Raw genomic sequence first — 18,383 nt, 5'->3', positions numbered from 1 at the left:
CTTTACTTGTTAGAATAAACATTGTTGCTTATTCTAAATAGTGTAAACTATGGTTATTAGCGTCATGAATATGAGTTTAAACTCAAATGAGAGGTAAAAACATGAAAATTTTAGTTGTTGATGATGACAAAGAAATCGCTCAATTGCTTGAAATCTATATTAGAAATGAAGGATATGAACCAGTATCCGCAAATAGTGGTGAAGAAGCTTTAACTAGATTAAGGACTGAATCTGACATTGGTTTAATGATTTTAGATGTTATGATGCCGGGGATGAGTGGTATCGAAGTCGTTAAGGAAGTTAGAAAAGATTCACAGATTCCAATCATTATCTTGTCAGCTAAGACTGAAGATATGGATAAGATTCAAGGATTGATCAGTGGTGCGGATGATTATGTTACTAAGCCATTTAATCCTCTTGAAGTGATGGCTAGAGTTAAGTCATTACTTAGAAGAGCTGAAGAGCATGTCACTGATGATACGCCAGATATTTTGGACATCGGACCTTTAACTATCAACAAGGATTCTCACGAAGTTAAGACAATTACTGGGGAACCAATCCAGTTAACTGCCTTAGAGTTCGGAATCTTATACTTGTTGGCTAGTCATCCTAACCGGGTCTTTTCAGCTGACGAAATTTTTGAACGAGTATGGCGTCAAGAAAGTATCGTTTCGGCTAAGACTGTTATGGTCCACGTGAGTCATTTGCGGGATAAAATCGAAGAAGCTACTAACGGTGAGAAGGTTATTCAAACTGTTTGGGGTGTCGGTTATAAAGTTGAAGCCCATTAGCCGGGAGGAACTGTCATGAAATTGACTGCTCGTGAAAAAACTGAATTGATCGTCGAAGGAATTACCACGGTCATCCTGCTAATGTTACTGAACCTGTCAATTATCATCGTGATTAACCAATCAATTGAAGCTAATCCAGGTCTGAGAGACGGAATCTTTATTATTAAGCGATCGATTTTGATTGGCCCTGCGCATTATCGAATTTGGAGTTGGGAAAATATCTTCATTATCCTAATGCTGGTTTTTGATGCGGCGGTTGTCTATTGGCGTTTGATTCGTCGATACCATCAAATGGAATTGCGTCACATTATTTCGGAATTGCATTATATTGCAAATGGTCATTTAGATCACCGAATTAATTTTCATTTATCAGGAAATACGCAGTCCGTGGTTGATAGTGTCAACGCGCTAGTTGATAGTGTCATTGAGTCACTGAATGATGAACGGGCTATTGAAAAGTCTAAGGATGATTTGATAACCAACGTTAGTCATGACTTACGAACGCCGTTAACGTCGATTCTAGGGTACTTGGGACTGATTCAAGATAAACAGTACCGCAACACTGATGATGTGTTTAAGTACACTGAAATTGCGTATTTAAAGGCTAAACAAATGAAGTCGTTGGTTGATAATCTATTTGAGTACACCAAAGTTCGGCAGGCCGATACTAAGTTATCTTATACTCGGATCGATTTGACGCAGATGATGGAACAGTTGGTGGCAGCATTTGAATTAGATGCTGGAAAACATGGATTGAAGATTTCCACAGATGATCCACAGGAATCGATGTTTATAGATGCTGATGCTGAGAAGTTAGGGCGGGTCTTTAATAATTTGATTTCCAATGCTATTAAATACGGTGTTGGCGGTAAAAACATTTATTTAAGGGCGAAGTTTGTATCAGATAAAGAGGCTAAAATTGATGTTTTAAACGATGGTCCTAAGATCCCAGCAAAAGCGTTGAATCAAATTTTTGAAAGATTCTATCGAGTTGAAGAATCTAGAAACAAAGACACTGGTGGTTCAGGATTGGGATTGGCGATTGCTCAAAGCATTGTTGACCTACATGGTGGATATATTGATGTCACATCAGATGATGAATTTACGATCTTTTCAATTCATTTGCCAATTAAGCCAGGTGAAAAATTAAAGTATGATAAACCTAAAATGCTTTCGTAGTTAAGGAGTAATAATGAATAAAAAATTAACGTTAAAATCGATGGTAACAGTTATTGCGACCATCTTTTTTATTGGCTTGATACCAGGGATGGTTCAGGCGAACGGCCAAGCAATTGACCCAAAGTCACCGATTCAAGCGAAGGCGGCTTTGGCTGTTGACGCTGACACAGGTCAGATTTTATATGCTAAGAATGACAAGCAACCATTAGCCATTGCTTCCATTTCTAAATTGATGACAGTTTATATTGTTCATCAGCGAATTGCTGAGCATAAATTGAGTTGGAATACTCGAGTTAAAATCGATTCCAAGTTGGCTAAACTCAGTACTGGAGCAGAATTAACCAACGTACCTTTAGTTGCTGGTAATTCATATACGGTTAAAGAATTAGTGAAAGCAGCCCTGATTTCATCAGCAAACGCCGCAGCAATCACGTTAGGAAATGCTGTTGCAGGCTCACCAGAACAATTTAATCAAGTGATGCAAGATACTGCTAGATCAATGGGTATCAATGATGCCAAGTTCTACAATGCGGCTGGTTTGCCTAATAAACTGATGGGTGATTTGGAATTAAAAAATGTTTCACCGAATGCCGAAAACATGATGTCGGCACAAAGTGTAGGTCAGATTGCTGCTAAATTATTGAAGACGTTTCCCAGCGTAACTAAGATTACTTCGCAAACTAGTTATACATTTGCTGGTGCCCAGTATGAGGGCCACAATGAGTTGCTCGGAAATGATAAAGTATCTCCAAGTATTAAGGTTACTGGTCTTAAAACTGGGACATCAGATAAGGCAGGGGCTTCATTTGTTAGTTCTGCTACTAATCGGCATCGCCGAATCGTAACTGTCATCTTACATGCCAGAAACACTTCACCAACAGATCCAGCAAGGTTTATTCAAACTGCGAAATTGTTGCGTGAGGTTGTGGCTAATAATAGACCAATGAAACTAAGTAGCAAGGCTACCATTGCCAATGCCAAAACAGTGTTTGTTAAAAACGCTAAGGATCAAACTGTTAAAGTTGGAACGTTGCATTCTCGATGGATTTGGGTACCCAAGCAATCAGTTAAAGTCACGGGAAAGTTTGTGAAAAAAGATAAGCAACTTTCAGCGCCAATTACGGTTAACTCAGCGGTTGCCAAAGTAAATTTATTGATAAATGGAAGAAAAATCACATACTTAAGCCCTAAAACTGCTACAATTGCCTTAGCACCAACGAAAAAAGTTGATAAAGCAAATGTGTTTGTACAAATGTTTAGAGCGGTTGCAAACTTGTTTTAAAGTGCAAATTCTGGATAAGAGGTTTATTATTTCTTAATTTTCCAATATAATGTAAGTTGGATTCATTTTTTTAACGTTGACTCTATTTTCAATTTTTTATTGGAGGAATCCTATTGGCTAAGAATATGGCTAGATCTGATGAACAGTTGCCCTATTGGCGACGGATACTAAATGTTTCATTACCAGTTGATTTAAGTTACATACCCATCGGATTAGCGTGTGGTATTTTACTTCACGCGTCCGGGTTTAATATTTATATGACTGCTCTTGTATCAGTATTGGTATTTTCAGGAGGAGCGCAATTTTTGATTGCTTCGCTATTGGCAACGAATGCACCTATGTATTCGGTTGTCTTGATGTTGTTTTTCCTAGAATTGCGATATGCATTGCTGGGATCTAGTTTATCGAAGTATCTTCATGGAAAGTCGCTAGGGTTTACGACCATATTTGCGGCATCGATGAACGACGAGAACTACGCAATCAATTACTTAAAGTTTTCAACTGATAAGAACTTCACGCCACGTGATGCTTTAAATGTTGAGCATTACACACTGGCGTTTTGGACTGTCAGCAACGTTATTGGGAGTATCATTGGTAGTGCAATTACCATCAATTTGACTGTGGTGCATTTTGCATTAACAGCTTTATTCTTGTATATGATTGTGATGCAGTTAAAGAACGGCTTAATCATTTTCATCTGTATTATTTCAGGAATTTTGGCAGCAATTTGTATGGCTATCACTAAAACAACTCTTGGATTAGTGATTTCAACATTGATTGCATCTTTCATCGGTTTTGCTCTGGAAGCAACAATCAGAAAAAATCATCCCAGAAGTAAGATTCTTCGATCGATGAAGAATCCAGCAGGATCACCTGAGGACGTTAAGGATTAGGAGTCAGAGTTATGGAATGGAGTACAACTCAACATTTTTGGTTAATACTTGCGTGTTTTGCAGTTGCCTTTTTACCACGATTATTGCCATTGCTGTTCTTCAGAACACGGGAAATTCCCGTTTGGTTTAATGAGTGGATGACTTACGTGCCGGTATCTTTATTTACCGCACTGGTTGTAAAGGATCTGTTTATTAATCCTAGTTACCAAATCTCAATTGTGGATAAAACCCCCGAGTTAATTGCTGCTGTTTTAGTAATTGCAATTGCTTATTGGACGAGATCAATGACGATTTCTGTTGTCTTAGGTCTTGCAGCCGTATTTATTCTTGCAATGTTTTTCTAAATAATAAATTATAACGATAAAGCAAGTTTCCTAAGTAGGGGGACTTGCTTTTTTAATTAGTATTTTTAAAAATGAAAATGACCTCCGAAATATTATGGATTGATTTTCATGATAGAAAAGAATATATTATTGAAAGCAAGTTAAAAAGTTCACAAACAAATGGAGGATTTTCTCATGGCACAAAAAGTAGCAATGGTAACTGGTGCAGGCCAAGGAATTGGTCAAGCAATCGCTGAAAGATTAGCTAATGATGGATTTGCAGTTTCTTTAGTAGGTCGTCACTTGGACAAGGTTCAAAAAATAGCTGATGAAATTAATGGTAATGGTGGCAAGGCAATTGCTATCAAGGCCGATGTTGCTGAACGAGATCAAGTTTTTGCTGCAGTTGATGCAACGGTTAAAGAATTTGGTGATTTTAACGTTATCGTTAATAACGCTGGTTTAGGACCAACCACTCCAATTGACACGATTACTCCAGAAGATTTCGATTGGGTTTACAAAGTTAATGTTGGTGGTGTTTTATGGGGAACTCAAGCTGCCCACAAAGCATTTAAAGAACTAGGTCATGGCGGTAAAATTATCAATGCTACTTCACAAGCTGGGGTTGTTGGTAACCCTAACTTGGCACTTTATGTGGGAACTAAATTTGCAATTCGTGGAATCACTCAGACAACTGCTCGTGATTTAGCTGATGAAGACATTACTGTTAACGCATTCGCACCCGGAATCGTTAAGACACCAATGATGTTTGATATTGCTCATGAAGTTGGCCAAAATGCCGGCAAGAGCGACGAATGGGGTATGTCAACATTCTCTGATGGTATTGCGCTTGGTAGATTATCTGAACCAGAAGATGTTGCCAATGCAGTTGCTTTCTTAGCAGGACCAGATTCAAATTATGTTACTGGTCAAACATTGATTGTCGATGGTGGTATGCAGTTCCAATAAAATTAATAGCAATCATGATATTTATCATGGTTGTTTTTTTATACAAAAAAGACGTTAGCAGCTAAGCTAACGCCTTTTCGTATTTAACTATTGAAATGTTATTTGTACATGTATTCTCTAGTCATTGGTAAGTCGTGACCAGAAGCGCCTTTAGTGATCAAGTATTGGATAACATCAATGTTACCAGCCTTGAATGAAGCGGCACATGCTTGAAGATATAAGTCCCACATTCGAACAAAATTATCATCAAACATTTCTGCTACTTGAGGCTTAACAGCAAGGAAGTTTTCGTCCCAAATTTCAGTAGTCTTTTGGTAATGACGACGAAGTGATTCCATGTCATAAATTTGAAGACCATTTTCAATGATGTGGTCCATGTTTTCAGTTAAACCTGGAACATATCCACCTGGGAAGATCCATTTGTTGATCCAACCATTGTAAGCTCCACCTTGTTGACGAGTGATTCCGTGAATCAAGGCAACACCATCATCAGTTAAGTAATGGTTAACGCACTTGAAGTATTCACCAAGGTTTTCTTTACCAACGTGTTCAAACATACCAACTGAAGTGATGTAGTCGAATTTAGCATCGCCTAATTCACGGTAGTCAGTTAGCTTAACTTCAGCAACATCTTCAAGACCTAAACGCTTGATTTCAGAATTAACGTAATCATATTGTTCTTGACTTAAGGTTACTCCAACAACTCGCAAGTCGTATTCTTGAGCAGCAGTTAACATCAAAGTTCCCCAACCACAACCAATATCAAGCAAAGTTCTTCTTGGTTTAGGATCAAGTTTCTTCAAAATATGATGTACTTTATTCATTTGGGCTGTCTTTAAGTCATCTTCTGGAGTCTCAAAGTAAGCACATGAATAAGTCATTGTGTCATCAAGCCATAATTTGTAGAAGTCGTTACCGATGTCGTAATGGTCCTGGACATCTTTTTTACTTGCTTCTTCATTATGGGATGCTTTAGGTAAGTAGCGGATGAACTTCTTGTTTTTCAAGAAGCTGTCAGCGCTTTGATATGCAGAAGTAATAAGATCTTCGATACTACCATCGATTTCGATCTTACCATCCATGTATCCTTCTCCAAGAGCAATTGAAGCATTCTTAAGAATCTGTCTGATTGGAATAGGTTCGTTAAATTTGATTGCTACTTGTGGCTCACCACTTCCGTAAGTTGATGTGGAGCCATCCCAGTAAGTAATCTTAACTGGAATATTGAAGGAGTTTTTTAAAAATGATTCGTAAAATTTCTTTTCAAGCATGATCTTATTCCTTTCTTTTTCGATACAAAAGACATTATACGCTTCTAAACAAATGATTGAATTAAAAATGTTATAATGAATTCAAATTGGTTTACATGGGAGGGTATCGATTTGAAAAAATGGATTTGGATTATAGTAGCAATCATTGTGGCTGGTTCAATTGGAGGATACGCATATGCGCGTCATTCTCAGAATAATCGGCTATATGATCAACAAATGACCCGTGGAAATGCTGCCATCTCGAACAAGAATTATACTGATGCGGAAACAGCATTTACCAATGCTTTAAAACGTAAGCAAAATGACAAGAAAGCAACAACTTTGCTTAATCAAACACAAACCTTTGTTTCAGCTCAAAAATCAATGAGTGATCGTAAATTTGGTGTTTCTAAACAACAATTTACTGAGGTTCGCGATACCAATAATGGTAACGAACAGTTGATTGATCGGGCCAAGTCTAATTTATCAACAATCAAGATAGTCCAAGGAAACATTAAGATATACAACAAAGTTTACAATAAGGCTTTAGACCAAGCAGGTAAGGGTCAGTATATGGAGTCTAATACTAGTTTGGATCAAATCTTTAATGATAAATACATTCATCAAACTTATTACCAAGACATCTTGAAGAAAGCTGAGAAGCTTCGGGATGATAACAATAAGGCAATTAATGGTGAACCTAATAGCTCAAGTACTTTGAACCAGAATGATGATTCAAGTAGCTCGGTTGCTGATCCTAATGTTGATGCTAATAATCAATCAAATACCAACACTAACCCTGATTCATCAAGTGCTAGCTTAACTCCTAGTGAGCAAAAACAGGCTGATAACTACAAAGGTTCCAATGAGTTCACAGTTAGTCCCAGCCAAAATGAAATTGATGGTCAAGAAATCACCAACGCTCAAGTTAATACTGCTAGAAGAGATTTACAACAAGCTGGATTTGATACTGGTGCTATGAGTGATCAAGATGTTAAAAACCTGATTAAAGGTGCTAGTGAAAAGAACCAATCAGTAACTAATTACGCTAAACAAACCCTTAAATAAGGAGAACCTTACTGCATATGTATAAGCGTTTTATAGAGAATGTTCCTTTAAGGAGAATCGTCGTTTTACTGGCAGCAATTGCCATTTTGGTGGTTCTCAGAAGTATGATGAATATCATTTTATTGACGTTCATCTTTAGTTTATTAGTCACTAAACTTACCAAGTTTGTCCAAAAATACGTTAAATTACCATCTGCTTTGATTGTCACAATTGTCTTTTTAATTGTCGTGGTTGGTTTATTCTCGGCAATTACTAAGTACGTTCCACAGTTAGCTGTGCAAACTGTTAGATCGACTTCAGATGTCATTAATTTCTATTCTAATCCAAAGAATTTACCTGATGATCAAACACTAGGCTGGATTAATCAGTTGATTCAGCAGAGTCATATTTTAAGTTCGGTCAAAAATGGTGTGGGACTGATCTGGCATTCCATCACTGCCGTTACAACAATGGGAGTGACATTATTCCTATCACTTATGCTAAGTTTCTTCTTCAGTATCGAAGAAAAACAAATGGTGCAATTCTCACAATCATTCAAAAACAGTTATGTAAGTTGGTTGTTTGAAGATTTGGAATACTTTGGTCGTAAGTTCGTCGCAACTTTTGGTGTGGTTATTGAAGCGCAATTCTTCATCGCTTTGGTTAACACAGCCATCACAACAGTTGTGATGATCGTCATGGGACTTCCTCAAGTGGCAGTTCTTGCCCTCATGGTATTTATCTTGAGTTTAATTCCAGTTGCAGGAGTGATTATCTCTTTGATTCCACTTTCCTTAGTGGGATATTCAGTTGGTGGATTTACTGATATTATTTACCTAATTGTGACAATTATTATCGTGCATGCATTAGAAGCTTACGTCTTGAATCCTAAATTCATGTCGTCACGAACTAATCTACCAATCTTTTATACCTTTGTGGTTTTACTGATAGGTGAAAATTTCTTTGGTGTTTGGGGATTAATTTGTGGGGTACCTGTATTTACTTTCTTCTTGGACATTCTAGGTGTGCAATACCACCACGGATTCAGAAGAGACAGAAAATTACTTGAATAGGTAAATTAGAATTCGAGGTCGATAAATGCGGTCGTTTGGTGTAAAATTACAAAGGTAGAGATAAAAGAAAGAGGTAATTATTTTGGCTAAACTTGTATTGATCCGTCACGGTCAAAGTGAATGGAACTTATCTAACCAATTTACTGGTTGGGTTGACGTTGATTTAAGTGATGAAGGTGTTAAGCAAGCTCAAAACGCTGGTAAGTTAATCAAAGAAGCAGGTATTGAATTCGACTATGCCTTCACTTCAGTATTAACTCGTGCCATCAAGACTTTACATTATGCATTGGAATACTCAGACCAACTCTGGATTCCAGAAACTAAAACTTGGCGTTTAAACGAACGTCATTATGGCGCTTTGCAAGGACAAAACAAAGCTGAAGCCGCTGAAAAATTTGGTGAAGACCAAGTTCATATTTGGCGTCGTTCATACGATGTTTTGCCTCCACTTTTGGACGCAAGCGATGAAGGTTCAGCTGCTAACGACCGTCGTTACGCTAACCTTGATCCACACATCATCCCTGGTGGTGAAAACCTTAAGGTAACTCTTGAAAGAGTTATGCCTTTCTGGGAAGACGAAATCGCACCTAAATTACTAGACGGCAAGAATGTTATTATTGCTGCCCACGGTAACTCATTACGTGCATTGAGCAAGTACATTGAAGGTATTTCTGATGAAGATATCATCAACCTTGAAATGGCTACTGGTCAACCAGTTGTCTACGACTTCAATGACAAGCTTGAAGTACAAAGCAAAAACAAATTAGGTTAATCTTAATTGATATAACCAATAGAAAATCCCTGATCTCGAGTAATTGAGGTCAGGGATTTTTTGTGTCTATGTGGCGATTTGTGATGATTAATCGGTCACTGGTGGTCACAAATTGGACGATTGAATGTGAATTGTTTTTGGGCTGAAGCTGTGGCACTTTCGGCACTATTGGCACTGTGATATTAATAATAAATTTGATTTGTTAAGTTATTTTTTAAATGACAAAGTTATATATACACGTAATTGATTGGTATTAGGGAAGAATTCATATACAATTGATTATGTGATTTTAATGCATACTAATACTCGTGGGGGATATAGATATTGAAAATATGGCATAAATACTTATTAGGTGGGGCATTATTAACCCTGGGAATGGCTACATCAATTATGATGACAACGGCTGAGCAGCCTGCAATTGTTGCCCATGCTAATGAGAATGAAGACTTAGATATGTTTGGGAGTTCAAAATGGGAATTAAGTAGTGATGGTACATTGACGCTAGGGGCGGGCCAATTAGACATGTATGATAAGGCTCCGTGGAGCAACGATGATGTTGCTGAGAAAATTAAAAAAATTAAAATCGATAAGGGTGTAATTGCACCAAAAGATAGTACTAAGCTATTCTCTGGATTATCAAATTTGGTTACAATTGATGGAATGCAACATCTTAATACATCTAACGTTTCGAATATGCATGAAATGTTTTCGAATGATTGGAAACTATTGAATTTGGAATTATCTAATTTTGATACTATTAAAGTTACTAATATGAGTGGAATGTTTGAATACAATAAGTCTATAGTTACCTTAGATCTATCCCATTTCATTACATCTAATGTTACTGATATGAGCGGAATGTTCTATGGTGATTTTGAATTAACTAAATTAGATTTATCTTCATTTGACAATTCGAAATCGCCTAATACAGGAGTAATGTTTTTACAAGATATTAGGCTTTGGAAGTTAAAATTAGGCTCCAAAACAGCATTAATACCTTCAGTTTTTCCAAATTCTTTGCCAGTGCCTGTTAGTGACACTCTTTTTTCTGATAACAATCAAACGTACAAGGTAATTGGTAATAATTGGAGGGAAATTGGTGATGGTACGGAACATGCTCCATTAGGCGATATTGTTACCTCCGATAAGGTAACTGGCCCAGGAACCTTCGTTTGGAATCATTTTTCGAAAGTTCCAGTGACTAAACCGGTCAAGTATGTTGATGATACCAACAAAGTCGTCGCCAACGATACAATTTCTGGTAACATCGGAGATAAAAATACTTATTCAGTCAAAGTACCTGATGGATACCAACTAGCAGACAAACAGCCTGATAAGGTTGATTATCAGTTAATCGCAAATAATGATCCTCTAATTATTAAAGTAACTAAAAAAGCTACTTCAACTCCAATTAATCCGGTTATTCCGAGTCAACCAATTACACCATCAAATCCAACGCTGCCAACTTTACCAGTTGATGATACAGCTAAAGTTACTATTAATTATATAGATGATAATGGGAATACGGTTAAGGTAGACTATGTGAACGGTCAATTAAATCATCCAATTACTTACCATACTGTATCAGTGTCTGGTTATGAAGTGTTAGGTGGTTTAACTAGGGAAATCACCCCAACAAGTAATGGCTATGTTTACAATATTCCTATCACTCGAGTTTATAATCACATCCAAAAGAAGATGGCGGTGATTATGAACAACGGTGGTTACTTATACAAGACCACTGATTTGAGTAAAGACGGTAGCATCAAATATAAGATGGGGACACGTCAACAACGACCAATGTTTGTCGTTAGCAAGATTGTTGACTCTAAGAATGGAATTTTGTATCAAGTTCGCGATTCTAATGCTAAGTTTGTTAACTCGAATAAGCAAACTAATGGTAAAGTGGGCTATATCAAGGCAACTAAGAACGTTGTTCCAGCATATTACTCAACCAAACGGGTTAGATCCTTTAAGGTGATTAACCAGTGGGGAATCAATGCCTACAAAAATGTTAACTTAACGAAGAAGATTAAGCACTATAAATACAATTCTAAAGTTAAAGTGGTCGGTCAACAAAAGCATAATCTAACCACGCGATATAAGTTAAGTAATGGCACCTACATTACTGCGAATAAAAAAATGGTTACGATTTATAAATAATGGAGTACAAAGTAAGCACAGTGTAGGTTGATCTATATGATATAAGCAATATAAAATCCCTGATCTCGAGAAATTGCGTTTAGGGATTTTTCGTAGCTATTAGAATATTTTTAATGATTAAGCGGCCACTAGTGGTCACTAATTAGTCGCAGGTAAATTCTGATTGAGCTGAGATTGGGTCACTTACAATGCTATTGTCATTATTGCTAAATGATGAAATTTAACTTTAGTTTATTTATTTATCGTCACGAGATTTGAATACTTCTTTTGCAATAGTAACAGCATTCAATACCTTAGGAAATCCAACATATGGGATTGCTTGAATGAAAGTTTCGATGATTTGTTCTCGACTTAATCCAACGTTCAATGAGCCGTTAATATGAATTCGTAGCTGAGGTGCTGTATCACCTTGTGTCAGGAGACTAGTTATAGTAATCATTTCTCGTTGTTTAAAATCTAAAATGGCACGATCATAGATGTCGCCGAATGCAAATTAAATAATATACTTACCTATATCTTCAGATAATCCTCCAAGCGAATCAATCACATTTTTACCAGCCTGACTATCAACTTTATCCAAATTTTTTAATCCGTTATCAAACCTAACATTATTTGTCATAATATTTTTCCTCCTAAATTATTCACATGATGTCTGCGATTGATATCATAGTAAATGCTGGAGTGCGGTCCATGTCAATAAAATTAAGTAATTGGTTTACTTTGAATTATTGACAGTCTGATGTGGTAAGCGTAGTCTTCAGAATAATATAACGGAGGTATTAATTATGCAGTACTCTATCGGAGAATTTTCAAAAATTTCTGGGCTTACAATCGATACTCTGAGGTTTTATGAAAAGCAGGGAATTGTTTTTTCAAATAGAAGTGAGAATAATCAAAGATATTATACAGACAAAGATATAGCTTGGATAGAATTTGTTATTCGTTTGAAGAAAACGGGTATGAGCATTAAAAAAATGCAGGAATATGCCAAGTTACGTTATGAAGGTGATTCCACAATTCCTGAGCGATTAGTGCTGCTGTTTGATCAGTTGGATGCTCTGCATGAGAATCAAAAACAAGTTGAAGACCATATTGAGTTTTTGGAACAAAAAATAAAAACATATCTAGGATTGAATGATAAATAAACATTATATAGTTATCTTCGCTCAATTCTAGCCATGAAAGCTTACACTTAAAATAGGTGATATGCTCTGATAAATGTGTATTATACCAACTAAAAAATTGATATTATTATAATAATACTCAAAAAAGGAGGAGGATTTTTATGATATACGTTGTTTTTAGTTTTTTATCGACATTTAGCGTAATATTTCTTATTTTGAGTTTTAGAAAAGACTTCAAAACTCTTAATATAACTCAAAAAGTAAGTATTATATTGACATCAATCGCTGTGTTAATTCCTTTTATTATCGGAACAATTCAAGGCTTTATTGGCAATTAAAATCTTTATAAAATTCATTTTTTATTTATAGTGCTCCAAAGTCTGTTGTTAAGCAATTATTAATAATTTGCTCTGAATTACCAATTAATAAAGAATTTTATATGTATTGCATTTCATGTCAGCTTCTTTAGAGTATAACTTGTGTATCCTTTTTACATTAACATGATACAATCACCACAACTCAACTTAGGTATTTCTTGTCTGATAGGAGTGAACATAATGGAGGCTGGTTTAAGTAAATTTGAAGTCATGTCACAATCATTAGGGCAAAATATTGCGTCAGAACGGAAAAAGCTTAATCTAACGCAAAAGCAGCTAGCTTCTGGAATTTGTTCTCAGTCGATGATTAGTAATATTGAAAAAGGAAATTATGTTCCTAATGCCATTTTATTATCTGAAATTTGTCAAAGACTGGGAATTTCAGTTGATAGGTCGTTATTGAGCACGTATTACGAAATTTCTGAGGATAAAGAATTTAGTCGAAATGTGGAACAGATGTGCAATAATCATCAGTACGCAGAATTAATTGATTATATGGATTCTTCTGATGTTATTGCTAATTTATCTCAAAACGAAGATTTACAAATTTTTTACTACTATTACGGATGTGGAACTTATCAACTTACCAAAGATGCAGTATCAGCTTTGAGATACCTAAACATGGCCTTAAACTTCACCTATTCAAAGCGAAATGAAAGTTTGACTGGTATAGAAGCATTAATTTTATCAGTTATCAATTTTATTGAGATTGAATCAAATAGAACTAAACTTCTAGGAAATTTTGAAACGGTTATAGATGCTGTTTTGACGAATAAGATCATACAGCCAGATAAAAATCTAAATATTGTATTTTATCAGTATGGGATGGCATTATTGCATCAAAAGAGGCTTAATGAATCAATTAATGTCTTACGAAATGGTGTGAAGTGGGCAACAGAAAACGATTCTAATCTTATGTTGTCAGATTTTTTCTTCATGTTAGGTCATGAATATGCCGCAATAAATGATGAGGTTCATGCTAAAGAGGCTGATAATAATTATCAAGTGATTTCGAAAGTCTTCAATCAAAATGTTAATCGATCTATAACCTAAAAGAATCGTGTGAATATTTACTTTAAAACAGTTGATATTCACACGGTTCTTTTAGTTTGAATATTAAATAACCCTTTATAAATTAATACCTGTTAATAATTCGTTTACGTAGTAACAGAACAAGAATCAACTTTATGATTATTAGCAAGACAAGAATCCCGCCAGTCCAGGTAAGCGTTAAAATGTAGCTCAGACTGAATACTTTTGCAATTCCAAGTATGACTATTAATAAGATGATTATTGGCATCATTATCACCTCCATACTCACAGTATCGATCTTTAAATTGAATTTATAAAATTAGTATTCTGATTTTATAAATATATTTGTACGCCGTAAGCTTACAATGACTAAGAAAGTGGAGGATGAATTTATGCGAGCAATAATTCAAAAAGACTTCAATGGTATCGATTCAATTCAAATCGTTAATCTACCAGAACCCAAGGGCAATATTATTGGCAGACTCGTGGATGTAAAATACGTTCCAGTTTTACCATGGGATATCAAAAATGAAGCAGGACTTTTAACTCAATTGAATAATGATCCTTTGCCCAGAATTCTGGGATATGGTTTTGCTGGAATTATTCATGATCAAAATCTTATTGGGCCATCCAGGGGAACACGGGTTGTAGGTGCTGCGCCAAATGGAACGTATGCAGAAGTTGTTAATGCGTCTATTCCACCGTACATTTTTTCTCTGCCAGATAATGTATCGTTAGAAACTGGTGCAACAATTTTTGGTGGGGTTGATACAGCAATGATGATGATTAAAAGCGTGGGAGTACAAAAAAACGATGCTGTATTACTAATTGGAGCATCGGGTGGTATTGGAAGTTATTTGTATCAGATGTTAATAGCTCTTGAGGCAAATGTTATCATTCTTTCTTCAGAACGAAGCCGGAATTATACTCAAATGATTTTTCCTGATGCGAAAATCGTTACCAACATTAAGGATGTAGATAATAAGTCTATAAAATTTGTTCTCGACACGGCTGGCAATGAGTCGCTACTTAATCAATCCGAAAACAAATTATTCGATGGTGGAACTTTGTTTACCTCCGCTTTACCCACATATCATCAACTTCGTTTGGATATCCATAATGTATTTAACAACCGACCGATTAGCCCTAAACAATATAAAAAGATTATAGAAATGCTATCAACTGGAACCCTCAAAGCACATATAAATAAGGTATTTGAAATGAATGATGTAAAGCTAGCTCAACATTATGAAGACGAGACAGCATCCCGAGGGAGAATTATTTTAAAGATAAACGATTAATGGATATTTCTTTTCAAAATTGTAAAAATAATTGAATGAATTTGATTTACCTGGTTAATTGTTTTAACCGATTGAAAATCCCTAATCTTGAGTAAACCTCACGAGTTTAGGGATTTTTTGCGTCTATTTACAGATATATGATTAGTTAAAGCTTCAATAAATATATCATCAAATTATTTTAATTTACTTTCCTTATTATCCAAAGTAATAATGAAAGCATACGATATTCCAATAATAGATATCAGAAAGATCGAAGTGATTACTAATCCAATTACCATACCGAAATTTTGAACAAATAATCCAACGATTGGATTGAGAATCATTGTAATCATAGTTGTTAAGAATGAAAGTCCGGAAATAAATGTTGCTCTGGAATTATCCTTCACCCAGGTATTTAATATTTTCATCACTATTGGATCGAGGATGTCTTCCACAATGTATAGTAATCCAATTCCTATGAGAAATATTAATTTATTATCTTGTAGTTGCAATATTCCACCGACTGCAATGGTGGTTATGAGAGTAAAACAAAGAAATTTTAAGTTACTTTTTGCCAATAATCTATATGACTGTGTGGCAATTAATCCGCCAAATAGACTAAATAGCATAAAAATAAAACTGTTAGAGGACGGTGCATACCCTAATTCTGCAACGTATGTAGGTAAAATTGAGAAAACTGCATTGATAGTCGCGACCACAAATGCGGATAGAATAAATGTAAAAACAACGATAGGCACAGTAGTCATTTTTTTGAAAACAGTTAAAACACTGCTAATGCTGTTGCCTTGCATGTTTTTGTCAATTCTAGTGATGCTTTTCTGTTCTGAAATGGAAGTTATAATGATCAATGCAATTATTAGAGTTAATGACTGCAGTATATAGGGCATCCCTTTATTTAGTTGATATGACATTCCACCAACAACGGTTGCTATGCTAGTTGTGATGGCACCGATTAACTGAACTCGTCCACGAATCTTTGTGTATTCTTCACTTGTCGTACCGCTGTCTCTTAAAATTTCGAAGAACAGAGCATCATCTGAGCCACTTAATAGAGCATTACCAATTCCTTCAAGGATGAATGCTACAAGAAGAATGATGAAACCCCAATAAGATTTTGTATTAATCACGGAAATCATCAAAAGCGGCGAAATGATTAATATCGTGAGTCCAATTGTAATGGATGTTTTCTTTTTAATCAGGTCTCCCAATAGTCCGCTAGGAATTTCAGAAAGAAACTGCGAGAATAAAAAAACAGATTGTAAAATCGAGAATTGAACGAGACTATAATTTAAGTATTGGACAATAGCAATAACATTAATGATCCTTGAAAATCTGGATTGAGTGGCGGCAATGTACAGGTAGTATCTTAGTTTAGCTTTTGATATTGTACTCATCGAATTTTCCTTTTTTAACTTTTATGTACTGTCGTGCTAGTGATTGAATGAATTTCACCAGTTAAAAATATAAGTCTATATATGGCTTTTGATTATTCATCATATCACTATTTATTATAAAAAGTATAATCGTTTTCACATTTATATGTAATGAAGGCCTTGCATAAACAGTTATGAATTAAGACCGCATCATATTTGAGTAATTCAGGCAATAAAAAAATGACCTTTAAAATGAAGCCAGTTTTAGTTAACTATAAAAATTATTTTCTTACTCATGATCAATTTTTCAATGAATAAATTACGATACGGAACAAGCTATGAATGCTATTCACAACAGGTGAGTGACTAATCCGGAATTCTTTCTGCAAATAATAAATTGGTTATGATTTATAAATAATGGATTACAAAGTAAGCAAAATTTAGTTTAATCTATATGATATCAGCAATATAAAATCCCTGATCTCGAGAAATTGAGTTCGGGGATTTTTGCATCTGTTTGTAGATTAGCATTTACAGGATGGATGAAATTTTTTTATCCATATGTAATGATTATTGAGTTAAAATTTATAAATTTTGGGGGATATTTCATTAATGAATAAAGAACGGCTTGTCGCTTTTACTGATGCAATTATTGCTATTGTTGTGACACTATTAGTATTGGATTTACCACGACCGGATGGGCCGACATTACACGCAATTATTGCAGATTGGCGTAACTTCATTATTTATATTGCAACTTTCTTTTTGATCATGGTTGTCTGGTATAATCATCATATTATTTTTACTAATGCGAAAAAAATTAATCGAACAACTTATTGGTTGAATTCAATATGGCTTTTATTACAATCTTTCATTCCGTTTTCTGCTTCATGGTTGTCGGAATACCCAACTTCGTCAGTGCCTGGATTTTTCTATGTAGTTGTTACTTTTTTATGGGCAGTATCATTTCAATTATTGGATCGCAATTTAGAAAAACTCAATCCAGACCTTGTAATGCCTAATCGATATGCTTTTCCACTTCTGTATTTATCATATTTATTAGAAGCAATCTTATTTATATTTATCCCAATTTTGGCAGTTGCCGTAACTCCAATTATGGCCGGTGGAATTGTTGTTGTATCTGATTTTGTGGAAAAAAGACATGCTCGTCACAACTAAAATTTTAAATTATTCATTATTTTCTAAAGGACGATTAAGCTTATGGCTTGAATATTTTAATAAATCACCTAATTTTAGGTAAATGTGATCAGGTGATTTATTATCTGTTTAAATGATCATTAATTGAACTCTGGAAAATTCGGGTTGAACTGATGTTGTGCAACTTATGGCACTATTCTCTATATAGATGAAAATATGATAACGGTAAAAAAATGCTCACATCTGATTAAGATATGAGCATTTTTTGAATTATAT

General features: G+C 35.2%; 16 protein-coding genes and 1 pseudogene. 14 read left to right on the top strand and 3 right to left on the bottom strand.

From position 1 onward, the window contains the following. Nucleotides 1–101 precede the first annotated feature (101 nt). From O0236_RS08990 to O0236_RS08965, 6 genes are all read left to right on the top strand, one after another. Complete coding sequence (locus tag O0236_RS08990; protein WP_268913539.1) at nucleotides 102–791, top strand: response regulator transcription factor; 690 nt, start codon at nucleotides 102–104, stop codon at nucleotides 789–791. Nucleotides 792–806: 15 nt separating this feature from the next. Next, the gene (locus O0236_RS08985; RefSeq protein WP_268913540.1) at nucleotides 807–1,970 is read left to right on the top strand and encodes a sensor histidine kinase; all 1,164 of its coding nucleotides are present in this window, start codon (nucleotides 807–809) and stop codon (nucleotides 1,968–1,970) included. A gap of 13 nt (nucleotides 1,971–1,983) precedes the next feature. Next, nucleotides 1,984–3,252 carry a D-alanyl-D-alanine carboxypeptidase family protein gene (locus tag O0236_RS08980; protein ID WP_268913541.1) on the top strand — a complete coding sequence of 423 codons (1,269 nt, stop codon included), beginning with the start codon at nucleotides 1,984–1,986 and terminating at the stop codon, nucleotides 3,250–3,252. 125 nt (nucleotides 3,253–3,377) lie between these two features. Beyond that, entirely contained in the window at nucleotides 3,378–4,145 is a 768-nt protein-coding gene (locus O0236_RS08975) for an AzlC family ABC transporter permease (RefSeq protein ID WP_268913725.1), read from the top strand. An 11-nt stretch (nucleotides 4,146–4,156) separates the two neighbouring features. Next, nucleotides 4,157–4,489 carry an AzlD domain-containing protein gene (locus O0236_RS08970; RefSeq protein WP_268913542.1) on the top strand — a complete coding sequence of 111 codons (333 nt, stop codon included), beginning with the start codon at nucleotides 4,157–4,159 and terminating at the stop codon, nucleotides 4,487–4,489. A gap of 174 nt (nucleotides 4,490–4,663) precedes the next feature. Next, nucleotides 4,664–5,437, top strand: a complete 774-nt coding sequence (locus O0236_RS08965; protein WP_268913543.1) for a (S)-acetoin forming diacetyl reductase — start codon at nucleotides 4,664–4,666, stop codon at nucleotides 5,435–5,437. A 98-nt stretch (nucleotides 5,438–5,535) separates the two neighbouring features. Here the strand turns inward: O0236_RS08965 and O0236_RS08960 are convergent, their stop codons facing one another. Then, nucleotides 5,536–6,708: an SAM-dependent methyltransferase gene (locus O0236_RS08960; RefSeq protein WP_268913545.1), complete on the bottom strand. Its 1,173-nt coding sequence runs from the start codon at nucleotides 6,706–6,708 to the stop codon at nucleotides 5,536–5,538. Between the two features lie 111 nt (nucleotides 6,709–6,819). Between O0236_RS08960 and O0236_RS08955 the strand changes: the two genes are divergently transcribed. From O0236_RS08955 to O0236_RS08940, 4 genes are all read left to right on the top strand, one after another. Further along, nucleotides 6,820–7,755, top strand: coding sequence for a hypothetical protein (locus O0236_RS08955; protein ID WP_268913546.1), 936 nt, complete (start codon nucleotides 6,820–6,822; stop codon nucleotides 7,753–7,755). Nucleotides 7,756–7,766: 11 nt separating this feature from the next. Next, on the top strand, nucleotides 7,767–8,807 hold the full coding sequence (locus O0236_RS08950) for an AI-2E family transporter (RefSeq protein ID WP_268913726.1): 1,041 nt from the start codon (nucleotides 7,767–7,769) through the stop codon (nucleotides 8,805–8,807). Between the two features lie 82 nt (nucleotides 8,808–8,889). Next, on the top strand, nucleotides 8,890–9,579 hold the full coding sequence (locus tag O0236_RS08945; protein ID WP_268913547.1) for a 2,3-diphosphoglycerate-dependent phosphoglycerate mutase: 690 nt from the start codon (nucleotides 8,890–8,892) through the stop codon (nucleotides 9,577–9,579). Between the two features lie 324 nt (nucleotides 9,580–9,903). Further along, the gene (locus O0236_RS08940; protein ID WP_268913548.1) at nucleotides 9,904–11,742 is read left to right on the top strand and encodes a BspA family leucine-rich repeat surface protein; all 1,839 of its coding nucleotides are present in this window, start codon (nucleotides 9,904–9,906) and stop codon (nucleotides 11,740–11,742) included. Nucleotides 11,743–11,977: 235 nt separating this feature from the next. Here the strand turns inward: O0236_RS08940 and O0236_RS08935 are convergent. After that, nucleotides 11,978–12,361 (bottom strand): annotated as a pseudogene (locus tag O0236_RS08935) (carboxymuconolactone decarboxylase family protein). Nucleotides 12,362–12,527: 166 nt separating this feature from the next. Here O0236_RS08935 and O0236_RS08930 point away from each other — a divergent pair. The 3 genes from O0236_RS08930 (at nucleotide 12,528) to O0236_RS08920 (ending at nucleotide 15,576) form a co-directional block, all read left to right on the top strand. Continuing rightward, nucleotides 12,528–12,887: a MerR family transcriptional regulator gene (locus tag O0236_RS08930; RefSeq protein WP_268913549.1), complete on the top strand. Its 360-nt coding sequence runs from the start codon at nucleotides 12,528–12,530 to the stop codon at nucleotides 12,885–12,887. 536 nt (nucleotides 12,888–13,423) lie between these two features. After that, a complete protein-coding gene (locus tag O0236_RS08925) occupies nucleotides 13,424–14,296 on the top strand; it encodes a helix-turn-helix transcriptional regulator (RefSeq protein ID WP_268913550.1) in 873 nt (290 codons plus the stop codon). 371 nt (nucleotides 14,297–14,667) lie between these two features. After that, nucleotides 14,668–15,576 carry a quinone oxidoreductase family protein gene (locus O0236_RS08920; RefSeq protein WP_268913551.1) on the top strand — a complete coding sequence of 303 codons (909 nt, stop codon included), beginning with the start codon at nucleotides 14,668–14,670 and terminating at the stop codon, nucleotides 15,574–15,576. A 173-nt stretch (nucleotides 15,577–15,749) separates the two neighbouring features. Here O0236_RS08920 and O0236_RS08915 read toward each other — a convergent pair whose 3' ends face one another. Further along, complete coding sequence (locus tag O0236_RS08915) at nucleotides 15,750–16,970, bottom strand: MFS transporter (protein WP_268913553.1); 1,221 nt, start codon at nucleotides 16,968–16,970, stop codon at nucleotides 15,750–15,752. 591 nt (nucleotides 16,971–17,561) lie between these two features. Between O0236_RS08915 and O0236_RS08910 the strand changes: the two genes are divergently transcribed. Continuing rightward, entirely contained in the window at nucleotides 17,562–18,128 is a 567-nt protein-coding gene (locus O0236_RS08910; RefSeq protein ID WP_268913554.1) for a TMEM175 family protein, read from the top strand. The last annotated feature ends 255 nt before the right edge of the window (nucleotides 18,129–18,383 follow it).

Origin of the sequence: Lentilactobacillus sp. SPB1-3 (assembly GCF_026913205.2) — a bacterium.
GTDB classification, from domain to species: Bacteria; Bacillota; Bacilli; order Lactobacillales; family Lactobacillaceae; genus Lentilactobacillus; species Lentilactobacillus terminaliae.
This window is presented reverse-complemented; position numbering and strand designations above follow the sequence as displayed.

Bases quoted from the DNA above. Each gene is read 5' to 3' on its own strand.
- O0236_RS08990 (WP_268913539.1), top strand. From the start codon at position 102: ATGAAAATTTTAGTTGTTGATGATGACAAAGAAATCGCTCAATTGCTT.
- O0236_RS08985 (WP_268913540.1), top strand. From the start codon at position 807: ATGAAATTGACTGCTCGTGAAAAAACTGAATTGATCGTCGAAGGAATT.
- O0236_RS08980 (WP_268913541.1), top strand. From the start codon at position 1,984: ATGAATAAAAAATTAACGTTAAAATCGATGGTAACAGTTATTGCGACC.
- O0236_RS08975 (WP_268913725.1), top strand. From the start codon at position 3,378: ATGGCTAGATCTGATGAACAGTTGCCCTATTGGCGACGGATACTAAAT.
- O0236_RS08970 (WP_268913542.1), top strand. From the start codon at position 4,157: ATGGAATGGAGTACAACTCAACATTTTTGGTTAATACTTGCGTGTTTT.
- O0236_RS08965 (WP_268913543.1), top strand. From the start codon at position 4,664: ATGGCACAAAAAGTAGCAATGGTAACTGGTGCAGGCCAAGGAATTGGT.
- O0236_RS08960 (WP_268913545.1), bottom strand. From the start codon at position 6,708: ATGCTTGAAAAGAAATTTTACGAATCATTTTTAAAAAACTCCTTCAAT.
- O0236_RS08930 (WP_268913549.1), top strand. From the start codon at position 12,528: ATGCAGTACTCTATCGGAGAATTTTCAAAAATTTCTGGGCTTACAATC.
- O0236_RS08925 (WP_268913550.1), top strand. From the start codon at position 13,424: ATGGAGGCTGGTTTAAGTAAATTTGAAGTCATGTCACAATCATTAGGG.
- O0236_RS08920 (WP_268913551.1), top strand. From the start codon at position 14,668: ATGCGAGCAATAATTCAAAAAGACTTCAATGGTATCGATTCAATTCAA.
- O0236_RS08915 (WP_268913553.1), bottom strand. From the start codon at position 16,970: ATGAGTACAATATCAAAAGCTAAACTAAGATACTACCTGTACATTGCC.
- O0236_RS08910 (WP_268913554.1), top strand. From the start codon at position 17,562: ATGAATAAAGAACGGCTTGTCGCTTTTACTGATGCAATTATTGCTATT.